Consider the following 11,706-nt stretch of genomic DNA (forward strand, 5'->3'; position numbering starts at 1 on the left):
TGGTACGATTTCAAAATGCTCTAAAATGTGATGTATTCGAGGGACCCTGGAGTCCCTCTTTTTTATTCCACGCTGAATAACATCTCCGTACAAAAATCATTCCTGCTGCACCTTCCTTTCAGGAGTTAAATAATGCGTAAAGAAATATCAATTACATCACCAGATAATTATTTGGCGACAATACAATTTCGACTGGATGAAATGACTAATAATAATGTTGATCAGGAAGACTCACATGAGGAAACGTTGCGTTATCATACTCTGACCTGGGTAAACGCAGCTTCTTCAAATGGAAAAAAAATTGCATTCATCGCACCAGTTTTTCTGGTGCGGTGTCTGAATCCTGTAACCAGGCCAGCATATGTCCTCCCGCCATCGTGCGAATTACCGGAACCATTCACAACTGACATCCCATCTCTTTGTCATATTTTACTGAACGAGCTTCAGCGACTGGGTATGATGAAAAGGTATGAAGGGTTAAAAAACACGTTAGAGTTAATAAAACAGAACTGGCTAAAAGAAAAGCTGGTTTTGGCTAACTGGTATCTTTTGATGTCAGGGGAAAATTATTGGATATACAGTAACCAGAGCACATGCGATGATAATGTTCTGGATTCAGAGATAACCCGCTGTCTTCAGGCACACGGACATCTTCATTCAGAGATAGATGCCTGTGTCTTTTTTTCACACTTCGGGTGTTGGTCAACAACACCATATTTCTCTGACAACTTATCTGATAGCGACTGATTTAACCCCTTCTATTTTCAAAATTTCCGGGCACAGATCGCTGATGGAACTCCCGGGACGCAATGTCAGGACCAAAAGCAATTCCCATACATTCTCTCCTGAGGAACTTTTTTTCAGAGAGCGAAAAGCAAAACGTATTGACCTCGTCTGAAGCACAGTAAATACCCAAGGAACGCTATCCGGACCCAGTTTAACCAGCAAACCACAGTGTCTGCTTAACAAGCGATTACTCAACTGACGAAACACTTCCAGTACAACAAGCGTTAATACGGCCCCGTAGATACCAATTTCATACAAACCACTCCCGATAACCAAGCCAATAGCCGCAGTAACCCACATACCTGCGGCTGTAGTCAGTCCCTTAACAACCTGTTTCTGAATGATTATGGTTCCGGCCCCCAGAAATCCCATACCGCTGACCACCTGTGCAGCGATACGGCTTGGATCTAAAGCGACATGGCTTTCCAGCAGAATATCTTCAAAACCATATTTGGAAACAATCATAAACATGGCGCTACCAATACCAACCAGAATATGCGTTCGTAACCCCGCTTCCTTCGCACGCAGCTGACGTTCAATCCCAATAAATCCACCTAATAATCCAGCCAGTGCAATTCTGAGTAGTAAATCAGTAACCATTATTTACATCCATTTCTTAATAAATATTCAGTACAACTCTGTTTAATGAAACCGGAGGATAACAATCGAATCTGTCAGCTGAATGATGACTGTCTTCAGCTGCACAAAAATACACCAACCAAATCGCTATACGCTAAGTGAGAAACAATAAACAATTTGTGACAACCATCACAATTCAGTGAATGTAAATATCTCATACCTCTGCAATTACCCCTCCAACATGGTTGACCATAAAATCCACACTCTGTGGTTGTTTATACCACCAAATAACAGCAAAACAACGTAACCATCCATTTCCGAGTAATTTTCGGCACAACAACAGAACTTTCACTTACGGCCTTTGAAAAGGTATGACATAATAAGATTAATTTGTAATGAAAAGAGAACCTGAATTTTTTTACCCAGTCATAACATCATGTTTCCTGCCTTATATTCCCCACGGAAACCGTAATCATGAAAATTATTCTTAAATTACGATCGATATACTCGATCGATACGATCGATTTTGTTCAATTTTAATTCGCTAAGATTTTTCCTATAAATAACCACACATGAACTGTGGCTATGTCATTTATTAATATTTACGTCTGACCTTCCTGAACCGGGAATATTTATCAGTTCTCTCCGGGATGAGAGAAAACTCGTCTGAATATTATTCAGTTCATGTATCAACACCTGCCTGTCTGGATTATTTTATTTGTAACCAAGGAATTGATATGTTCAGAAAAACCTGCCTGACCGTGTTAGCCACCGCAGCCATGCTGAGTGGTACAAACGCCTTTGCCGACCCTCCCACCTCGGGCCCCTTTGGACAGGGCACCATTTTCTTCCACGGTACAGTGACTAACTCCCCCTGCAACATCGCACCGGGTGATGACGCTCTGAAAGTGGAGTTTGGCCAGGTGTCTTACCGCGCCCTGAAAACAGCAGATGCCACCACAGCATCCCAGCCGATTGTTATTCATCTGACAGATTGTTCATTTGACCCGGATACCGCATCGCCGGTAACCCGCCCGGAGGGTCTGATGTCTAAAGTGAAGGTAACCTTTACCGGGGACGCAACCAGCAATAATAAAGGGTATGTGAATACGGGCAGTGCCACCAACGTTGCTGTCCAGTTGCTCAAAAACGATAACAGCACACCGATCCCACCGGGTTACGTTCCGACCGATGCTGATGCCCAGCAGCTGCAGCCCGGTAATAATGAACTGCGTTTCTTTGCCCGACTGCTGGCTCTTGGTGCCGCCACGCCGGGTGAGGTTAAATCTCAGGTCACCTACACCCTGACCTACCTCTGATCCCAGAAAAATAAAAGCAGTGGCTGTGCAGACCGTCCCGGAAGGGGCGCCGGGACGGTTTTGCCTCTGACAATGTTTTCCGCACCCGCATTCCCGGTGATAACCGCAGACAGAACCCAAAGACATGAAACTGACCCGGCTCGCCATACTCATCACCCTGACGCTTTCCGCACGCCCGGTACTGGCCACGGAATTTAACGTCAATATGCTGAACACAGAGGACAGAAAACACGCTGACCTCTCGGCCTTCAGCCGGGAAGGGTATATTGCGCCGGGCAACTATCTGCTGGATATCTGGCTGAACGAGCAGTCTGTCCGGGAGCAGTATCCTGTCAGTGTGGTCCCGGTTAAGGGGGCCGGCAACGAGGAAGACTCCGTCATCTGCGTGACGCCTGAGCTGGTGGATATGCTGGGCCTGAACGCGGAGACTCTCAGTCGTCTGAAACCCGTTTCCGGTACACAGAGCAAACGCTGTCTGGACCTGCGGACACCGGACAGTCAGGTGCGTTACAGCGCGGCGCAGCAGCGACTGACCTTTGTGATACCGCAGGCCTGGATGCAGTATCAGGACCCGAACTGGGTTCCCCCTGCCCGCTGGAGTCAGGGCATCAGTGGCGCGCTGCTGGACTATAACCTGATGGTCAGTCGTTATATGCCGCAGCAGGGTACCTCCAGTACCAGCTACAGTCTGTACGGCACCGGTGGACTGAATCTGGGGGCCTGGCGACTGCGGAGTGACTGGCAGTACAGCCGGTATGACACTGGTCAGGGAAGCACACAGTCCGATTTTTATCTGCCCCAGACCTACCTGTTCCGTCCCCTTCCATCGGTGCGCTCCAGGCTGACGCTGGGGCAGACTTACCTCAATTCTGCCATTTTTGACTCCTTCCGTTTCGCCGGCGTCACGCTGGCCAGTGATGAGCGTATGCTACCACCGTCCCTGCAGGGGTATGCCCCGCAAATCAGCGGCATTGCGAACAGTAATGCTGAGGTCACCGTCAGCCAGAACGGTCGCATCCTGTACCAGACCCGTGTGTCTCCCGGCCCTTTTGTCCTGCCTGACCTGAGTCAGAACATCAGCGGTAATCTGGATGTCACGCTCCGGGAAAGTAACGGAACCACACGCACATGGCAGGTCAACACCGCCAGCGTCCCGTTCATGGCCCGCCGGGGACTGTTACGTTATAAGGTGGCGGCTGGTCGTCCGCTTTACGGCGGGTCGCACAATAACCGGGCGGTCAGCCCGGACTTTCTGCTGGGGGAGGCCACCTGGGGGGCCTTTAACAGCACCTCGCTTTACGGCGGGGTCATCGCCTCCACCGGGGATTATCAGTCCCTTGCGCTGGGTGTCGGCCAGAACATGGGGATACTGGGAGCGGTGTCCGCGGATATCACCCGCTCGGATACCCGCCTGCCGCAGGGACTGCGTCAGACCGGATACAGTTACCGGATAAACTATGCCAAAACCTTCGATAAAACCGGCAGCACCCTGGCGTTTGTCGGTTACCGGTTTTCAGACCGCCATTACCTGTCCCTCCCGGAATATCTGGCGCGCCGGGCGGTGAACGGCGGTGACGTCTGGCACGAAAAGCAGAGTTATACCCTCACGTACAACCAGTATTTTTCCGCTCCCGCCATGAGCGCCTCCCTGTCCGTCAGCCGGCTGGCTTACTGGAATGCGGAATCAAACAATAACTGGATGCTCAGTCTGAACAAAAGCTTCAGCATCGGGGCCATTCGCGGAATTTCTGCCTCCCTGTCGCTGGCCCGTAACCAGTACGCCGGCGGCGGAACGCAGAACCAGGTTTATGCCTCCGTGACCGTTCCCTGGGGGGAAGGACGTCAGGTCAGCTATAACGCGCAGCGGGATAACCGGGGAAGCCTGCAGCAGAACGTCAGCTACAGCGATTTCAGCCATCCCGACACCACGTGGAATATCAGTGCCGGGCTGCGTCGTGATGACAGTACCGGCAGCAACAGTAACTTCAGCGGCAGTCTCCAGAGCCGGATGCCCTGGGGACAGGTCAGCGCGGATGCCACCCTGCAACCCGGTCAGTACCGCAGTCTGGGCCTGAGCTGGTATGGCTCGGCTACCGCCACGGCGCATGGTGCGGCCCTCAGCCAGTCCCTGTCCGGTAATGAGCCCCGGATGATGGTGGATACCGGCGGCGTGGCCGGCGTCCCGGTCTCCGGCAACAACGGCGTGACCAACCGCTTCGGAATTGCGGTGGTCAGCGGTGGCGGCAGCTATCAGCGCAGCGACATCGCGGTCGACGTCACCCGTCTGCCGGAGGATGTGGAGGTCAGTGATTCGGTTATCAGCCAGGTCCTGACGGAAGGGGCGATTGGTTACCGGCGTATCAGCGCCAGTCGGGGGGCGCAGGTCATGGGACATATCCGCCTGGCTGACGGCAAAGCACCGCCGTTTGGTGCGCAGGTGATTTCAGAGAAAACGGGTAAAACACCGGGGATGGTGGGCGATGACGGGCTGGCATATCTGACCGGCATCGGTGACGAAGACCGCAGCGCGCTGGCGGTTTCCTGGAACGGGCGCGTGCAGTGCCGGCTGACCCTGCCGGCAGACCTGACGCTCAGCCAGGGGCCGCTTCTGCTGCCCTGCCGGTAAGCCTTTTCCGGGGTTTTCCCCGGACGAACAACAGGGAGAACACAGAGTGAAACACAGCAGTATTACCCGGGGCGCGGTGATTGCCCTGGCGGCGTGGAGCCTGAACGCGCAGGCCGCCGTCAACGCGGATCGCACGCGGGTCATCATGAGCGGGAACGAAAAAACGGTCTCCGTCACCCTGACCAATGAGAACAAAACGATGCCCTTTCTGGCCCAGTCCTGGGTGGATGACAGCAACGGCAGACGAAGCAGCATGCTGATGGTGCTGCCGCCGCTGCAGCGAATTGATGGCGGTCAGAAAACGCAGGTCCGCATCATGCAGGTACAGGGGACCGGGCTGGATAAACTGCCGGCGGACCGGGAAACGCTGTTCTGGTTCAACGTCCGCGAAATCCCGCCAGAGCCGGAGACAACGAATGTCCTGCAGCTGGCCCTGCAGAGCAGGCTGAAGCTGTTTTACCGTCCGGTTGCCATTAAAAAAGGCAGCAATGACACCTCAGAGAAAAAACTGACGGTGGAGCGGGAGGGAGGGAAGCTGGTCCTGAAAAATCCGACGCCTTACCACATCACCCTCGCCTGGCTGGGGACCACCCGTCGTGAGCGCCTTGAAGGCTTCAGCGAGGGGGTGATGGTCTCCCCGCTGAGCGCGCTGCCGGTGAAGGCCATCCTGCCGGCCGGGTCCACCCGGCTGTGGGTAGGGTACGTGGACGACTACGGCGGGCTGCAGATGAACCAGTACACCTGTAACGCGCAGCGTTGTGCCATGTCACTGCGGGAGACAACACCATGACAGTACGGAGACGCCTTCTGCCGGCGGTGTTCTGTCTGCTGGCCGGGTACAGCCTCACGGCAGCAGCGGCAGACTGGAATGATCACTCCTCCTGCACAGGAACGGGCATCACGACTTTTCCGCTACAGAACATCACCTTCTACGCGGGCCGGCTACCCGCTGACGGAACGGTTTTGTACACCTCCCCGGCGTATCCCCTGTCGTATAAGTGTACGACCGAGCTGAACAGCCAGGCCATCTTTGCTCCCTCGCTGCAGAGACTGGGAGACTTTCAGGGGGTGGTTGATGCCCTTCAGCGTGCCGGACTGGGGCTGGATATCATCCTGCAGGAAACGGGGCAGCCAGAGGTGACCTGGTCCTGGCACGACATGCAGATACAGAATACGAAAAGGTTTGGTGCCTCCATGCCATCCAACGCCACTGATATTCCTCGTTCTGCCACCTTTAAACTGAGACTGTTTGTGGCGAAACGAATCGACAGTGCGCAGATTGTCCAGGTCCCCGCCCTGAGCGCCTTCAGCATCATTCCCGGCCCGAATCTCACCTCCTCGCCGGGTGTATACCTGACATCCACCGCGTTTTCCATCCGCTATATGCCGGACAACTTTGGCTATGTCAGTCTCAGCCCCACCACGGTCAACCTCGGTCACATCTACACGAATTATCAGAATCCGGCCAAACGGGCCCGTTTTACGGTCACGGCGGGTCAGCGGATGGGCGTCGGGGGACCCGATGGAACTTTTACCATCCCCCTGCAGACCACGTTTACCGCCACCGGTAAGACGCTGACCGATAACGGTCAGGCGGCTCGCATGACAAACGAGGATGGTCAGGCGAACGGACTGAAACTGAGCATTCTGGACACGTCTTCCGGCGACAGGCTGACCTTCGGGCAGCCCTCCGACCTGGGCAAACTGAAATCCGGCGGAACCGGCATCCCCGCGACGCCGGTCAGTAAAAACTATACGGCACTGCTGGAACAGGATGCCGGTGCACCACTGAAAACAGGGCCTTTCTCAGCGGATGTGGTGGTGACTGTGACGTACAACTGAAGACGTCACATGTGGATATCGGGCGCTCTGCAGCATGGGGCATGACATGAAAAATAACAGACAAAAAATCACAGACTGAAAAAGGAAACAACGGAAACAGGGACGCTGTCAGCGGGTTTACCGGGCCCCCTGTTATCCGGTTAAGGAGTTGCCATTATGTGTTCAGAGAAAAAAATTAACGAAGCAGACCACACACATCACCCGAGTCAGGCCGGATATGATGCCTGTTATATACCGGAGTCCGTCCGTCAGTATCGTGGAGAACCTCTGTATATCCTGGTGGCGTGGTGGTGCCTGCAACAGCACGACTGGGTCAACCGCAGTCAGATTTCGGAGGCGTTCCGTGTACCTGTCCAGCGGGCCAGTTTCCTGATGGCCTATTTGCGTAACAAAACCCGACGAGTAATCGTTGAAAGTCGTGAAATGTTACTGGCCAATAACGTTTATCGCTACGAAATTCAGGTCACCCGCGTGATGCCTCCCGGTTCCCGTAAAAAACGTCTCCCCGGGGAGAAAAGACGCCTGACCCGCAAACGTATTGGTAATGCAGACACGACACAGGCCACTCTTATCTGGAATAACCTGAGAAAAGGTAATCCATCCCCGGTAAAAGGGGGGACGAACAATGACTGAACCATCACTAAAAATGCCCGCAAGCAGGAACGTCATTCTTTATGGTGACTGCTGGCCTGTGGTCAGTGCCGTACAGAGCCTGACCACGACCATGCTGCCGGACAGTGAGTGCCGGGCAATATTCGACCTGCCATCACTGATTGAGCAGCTCACGGTTGAGCCACGGGCGGCACTGATTTTATGTCTTCGTCCACGAGAGCATGTTTTCCTTTTTTACGCCCTCAGACAGGAGCTGTCTGACCATCCTGCCCTGGTCATCAGCGACGAGATATTCTTCAACGACAGACTCATGCTCAGGGTATGGGGCGATCTTCCCTGCATGATGCATGACGAGTTATCCATGATGGTAACCAGCCAGCAACTCTGTGAATTCCTGACAGTTCCTTCCGGTTATTGTCCGGAAAAAAGCCTTCTGGCGGAATTTCTGCAATCTCCGACGCTTCCTGCCGGATTTTCTGAAGTGCCTCAGATATTCCACCTCGAAGCACCACTGATGGACTATATGTCGTTACTGATATATCGGGAAATGCTCGACAGAAAAATCACACCTTTTCGTATGCGAATGCTCCAGGCGATCTGGTCTGGTTTTCAGACAAGGGATGAGCTTATTACTGAATTAGATGCCCCAAAAAGCAAAATATGGAATGAAAAACACCGTTTACTGATGCAACTGGAGATGCCAGCACGTCTGCGTGACATTCTTTATGGCACACGATTTTGTTCTTTCCTGCAAAGAACAGAATTCATATCACCTGCTGAGGTGGAAAATATACGCTCTGAGGTCAGAGAACGACGGATAGCCAAGGTTGAAAAGAATTGCATAACAACTCTCTCTAACGAGACAATGTCCTGAATATACTGAAAAATGATAAAAAGCTGCTGCTGGACTCGCAAAAGAACAGACAGAATCAGGAGCGATAAATAAGTTAACACATACAGGTGATCATTGCGGATATTCCCTCAGGATTGCTGTCCAGTTACTGACATATAACCCACTGTCACCTGATTACTTTTAATATAATGTACTCAAAAATAACCATCATAATGGCAACTCTTACGACTGAAGCCTGTTATCTGATGCAGGAATAAAAATTATGTTACCCGAAGATATCGTACACTCACTTGCAGACTGGCTTTCAAAAATGAATGATTTAGAGAAAATTGCTGCACTGAACAGCCTGCAACGATTCATACACTATCATGGCCCGTTTCGCAATGAACCCGTCGGTTGCGTCCAGTGGATACCAGCTGAGTGCGTAATAGCTAATGACTATAATCCTGATACTATTGGCCCGGTTGAGCGAAAAATACTGGAGCTGTCATTGCTACAGGACGGTTTTACTCAACCTATCGTTGTCACTGTGGGACGGGCAGAAGAACTTCATTATCACGTGATGGATGGCTATCAGCGTTATCTTCTCAGTCAGAAACCACTATTACGTAAGAGGCTGCGTGGGCATATCCCCGTGACAATTATCCGCCCTCAAGATGATGCTATTTTCTCGCTGATGGCGGCGGTTACTCGTGAACAGGTGATAATCAATTCCAAATAATTTGATTCAGAATAGTTCAGGACAGAAAACATGATTCCTTAACTATGTATTTCCCCAATTTACTTACAGGGGTTTGATGCTGTCCAACAAAAGAATACCTGCCCGTGGACTCCCGATTATCCTGCTCCCGCAGTCCAGGCTATATGACTCTCCAGCGGATACCACCCACGCTTTATCTGTTCGATACAACTTCACAGTTTTACGAACTTTCCCTAGAGCCGTCTGCACAACCACAATCCCGGTATGAGTCTTTCTTATTCGTTGGTACATATCCCCCCCAATAAGACTGTCAGTGCCATCCTCTGATACCAATGATTTTTAACTCATTGGTATCATCATATGTTTTCGTATTTTTAGAATAATCACTACCCATTACTTCACACTCTGACTAGATGGTCATTATCTTTATCAAGTGTCCTTTAATCTTCAGAAAACCAGAACTAACCCAGTCACTGATTAAGATTAACTTTCAAAATTCAGTAAACCACTCGCTTTAAGCCCCTGCAATATCGCTGATATACATACATCACAATGGTGCTAAATCAATAAGCAAGGAATAACAATCCTAAACTCAAACAAATAAATTTTTTCATAACGATAAACACACCTTGCTTTAGAACAACAGATGAATCAGCATTAAATCTCATACAGATCCATCGATTTATTCTAATTATTCCCGGAACATCACGATGAGAAGACAGGTCTGCCTTTTGAGAATAAAAAAGTGGATACGATTAATGATATAGCTGTATTTGTATCAACAAGTGATTTCTAAAACAATTCATCTGTACTGAAACGGTATAACTCGCTATGCTATCCTGGTTGGCCTGAGTATTGATATTACGTGTTTAAGGAGTATAAGAATGTCATCGATTTCTGGGATTGATATTGTTACAGGGTTGCTCATCCCCGTAGTTCTGTATTTGATAAAGAAAATTATTGACTGGACAGGAAAAATCGTTGGTAACCCACGACCTAAACGAAAATACCAGTTTGATAAAATTCCTGCGGATAAGAAAGTAGAGATTTTTTCAAAAATTGATGCATTAAAAGAAAAAACAACAACGCCGCATGTTCTTGTTCAGATGAAACTTTTATATGAACAACTGGGAATGTATTTGCCTGTGTGGCATTGTCACCAGTTGGTTTCCTGTATGGCGGCTGAAAATATTAGCTCGCTGGATGTACGTCTGCGAGGTTTTCTGAAAAACACTATTATCGGTCACTATCCTGAGAAAGGATTCAGTGTTAACACTAAGGTTGTCCGCAGGTCCTACGTGATAACTACCTTGTTCGGGGTATTTGCAGTTGCTATGTTTATCTATGCAGGATGGGATGCCATCTCTTCTTTCTGGAGAAGCAAAGAGACAGGGTTGTTTATCTTGTTTTTATTGATTTATGCTTCCGCTATTATTACTGTTATAGGTTATATAATTTCCCAGATTGAAGATATCTACCTGGGATCTAAATTTGGGCATTTATTCGAGACTTGGCTCAGGAACCATCCACCGTGTAACGATGTGAACCCTGATACTTCTGCAGCAACGCCAACTGAGGAGCAAGCATCATCCTAAGGCTCCCAAGAAGATTCTCTCGCGAGTTAACATGATTTATTAACGGGAGAGAACCGTTTTAAGTGCGCTTTTCTGACCCTGACCCAAAATCCTGCGCCATTCAGAAACAGAATTCCGGCATGATCTACACTCCCTGAACGGAGGCGGTGCCGATGAAAAAATCACGATTCACCGAAGAGTAGGTTGTTTTTGCCCTGAAATAGGCTGAACTGGGAGGTCCGCACCGGATGTCTGTTGCAAACTGGGTATTTCCGATGCCACGTTCTATACGTGGCGCAAGAAATACGGTGGCATTTCGCCCTCTGAGCTGAAGCAAATGCTGCAGCTTGAGGAAGAGAATCTCAGGCTGAAGAAGCTAGTTGCCGATCTGAGCCTCGACAAGGCCATGCTGCAGGATGTGCTGGACAAATGGGTGTATGAGCGAGGGATCCGAATAGACTTCTCACGGCCGGGAACACCGACGGACAGTGCCACGGTGGAGTCGTTCAACGGCAGACTGCGACAGGAATGTCTGAACGAGAACGGGTTAATGTTCCTGGAGGACGCACGGTGCAAACTCGAGGACTGGCGCATACACTATAACCAGAGACGTCCTCATTCTACGCTGGGATGGATAACCCCGTCCTAATTTGCAGAAAAATCTGTCGGTTGCCAGAATATGCAGCCAAAATGAAGCCGGTTATTCCTGATTATGCTTGGAGCATATTCGGGGTCTGGGTCACAAGAAGACATTACTAACATCGCGGTGTGTTAATCAACGGGAGCAGGTTAAAAGCATGGATTTGCACAACAAA

Annotated in this window: 10 protein-coding genes and 1 pseudogene; 10 read left to right on the forward strand and 1 reads right to left on the reverse strand. The window is 50.4% G+C overall.

The genetic code is table 11. The annotated features are described in order from the left end of the window. The first annotated feature begins 132 nt into the window (after positions 1-132). Complete coding sequence (locus GY169_RS20750; protein ID WP_167577000.1) at positions 133-747, forward strand: hypothetical protein; 615 nt, start codon at positions 133-135, stop codon at positions 745-747. Here GY169_RS20750 and GY169_RS20755 read toward each other — a convergent pair. Beyond that, positions 730-1,386 carry an MgtC/SapB family protein gene (locus tag GY169_RS20755; protein WP_163374920.1) on the reverse strand — a complete coding sequence of 219 codons (657 nt, stop codon included), beginning with the start codon at positions 1,384-1,386 and terminating at the stop codon, positions 730-732. The two genes, GY169_RS20750 and GY169_RS20755, sit on opposite strands and share 18 nt — an antisense overlap. A gap of 716 nt (positions 1,387-2,102) precedes the next feature. Here GY169_RS20755 and GY169_RS20760 point away from each other — a divergent pair. The 9 genes and pseudogenes from GY169_RS20760 (at position 2,103) to GY169_RS20800 (ending at position 11,540) form a co-directional block, all read left to right on the forward strand. Continuing rightward, entirely contained in the window at positions 2,103-2,684 is a 582-nt protein-coding gene (locus tag GY169_RS20760; protein ID WP_013367819.1) for a fimbrial protein, read from the forward strand. 124 nt (positions 2,685-2,808) lie between these two features. Then, positions 2,809-5,310, forward strand: a complete 2,502-nt coding sequence (gene stdB / locus GY169_RS20765; RefSeq protein WP_167577001.1) for a fimbrial outer membrane usher protein StdB — start codon at positions 2,809-2,811, stop codon at positions 5,308-5,310. A 46-nt stretch (positions 5,311-5,356) separates the two neighbouring features. Continuing rightward, positions 5,357-6,100: a fimbria/pilus periplasmic chaperone gene (locus GY169_RS20770; protein WP_167577002.1), complete on the forward strand. Its 744-nt coding sequence runs from the start codon at positions 5,357-5,359 to the stop codon at positions 6,098-6,100. After that, complete coding sequence (locus tag GY169_RS20775; RefSeq protein ID WP_167577003.1) at positions 6,097-7,152, forward strand: fimbrial protein; 1,056 nt, start codon at positions 6,097-6,099, stop codon at positions 7,150-7,152. Before GY169_RS20770 ends, GY169_RS20775 begins: the two co-directional genes overlap by 4 nt. Positions 7,153-7,308: 156 nt before the next feature. Beyond that, complete coding sequence (locus GY169_RS20780; protein ID WP_167577004.1) at positions 7,309-7,785, forward strand: CaiF/GrlA family transcriptional regulator; 477 nt, start codon at positions 7,309-7,311, stop codon at positions 7,783-7,785. Beyond that, positions 7,778-8,638: a hypothetical protein gene (locus tag GY169_RS20785; RefSeq protein WP_167577005.1), complete on the forward strand. Its 861-nt coding sequence runs from the start codon at positions 7,778-7,780 to the stop codon at positions 8,636-8,638. Before GY169_RS20780 ends, GY169_RS20785 begins: the two co-directional genes overlap by 8 nt. 241 nt (positions 8,639-8,879) lie before the next feature. Next, positions 8,880-9,338, forward strand: a complete 459-nt coding sequence (locus GY169_RS20790; RefSeq protein ID WP_163374925.1) for an IbrB-like domain-containing protein — start codon at positions 8,880-8,882, stop codon at positions 9,336-9,338. Between the two features lie 863 nt (positions 9,339-10,201). After that, positions 10,202-10,912: a hypothetical protein gene (locus GY169_RS20795; RefSeq protein WP_167577006.1), complete on the forward strand. Its 711-nt coding sequence runs from the start codon at positions 10,202-10,204 to the stop codon at positions 10,910-10,912. A 194-nt stretch (positions 10,913-11,106) separates the two neighbouring features. After that, positions 11,107-11,540 (forward strand): annotated as a pseudogene (locus GY169_RS20800) (integrase core domain-containing protein). The last annotated feature ends 166 nt before the right edge of the window (positions 11,541-11,706 follow it).

Origin of the sequence: Kluyvera genomosp. 3, from assembly GCF_011765685.1 — a bacterium.
GTDB lineage: Bacteria > Pseudomonadota > Gammaproteobacteria > Enterobacterales > Enterobacteriaceae > Kluyvera > Kluyvera georgiana_A.

Coding starts and splice junctions, on each gene's coding strand:
- GY169_RS20750 (WP_167577000.1), top strand. CDS start 133: ATGCGTAAAGAAATATCAATTACATCACCAGATAATTATTTGGCGACA.
- GY169_RS20755 (WP_163374920.1), bottom strand. CDS start 1,386: ATGGTTACTGATTTACTACTCAGAATTGCACTGGCTGGATTATTAGGT.
- GY169_RS20760 (WP_013367819.1), top strand. CDS start 2,103: ATGTTCAGAAAAACCTGCCTGACCGTGTTAGCCACCGCAGCCATGCTG.
- stdB (WP_167577001.1), top strand. CDS start 2,809: ATGAAACTGACCCGGCTCGCCATACTCATCACCCTGACGCTTTCCGCA.
- GY169_RS20775 (WP_167577003.1), top strand. CDS start 6,097: ATGACAGTACGGAGACGCCTTCTGCCGGCGGTGTTCTGTCTGCTGGCC.
- GY169_RS20780 (WP_167577004.1), top strand. CDS start 7,309: ATGTGTTCAGAGAAAAAAATTAACGAAGCAGACCACACACATCACCCG.
- GY169_RS20785 (WP_167577005.1), top strand. CDS start 7,778: ATGACTGAACCATCACTAAAAATGCCCGCAAGCAGGAACGTCATTCTT.
- GY169_RS20790 (WP_163374925.1), top strand. CDS start 8,880: ATGTTACCCGAAGATATCGTACACTCACTTGCAGACTGGCTTTCAAAA.
- GY169_RS20795 (WP_167577006.1), top strand. CDS start 10,202: ATGTCATCGATTTCTGGGATTGATATTGTTACAGGGTTGCTCATCCCC.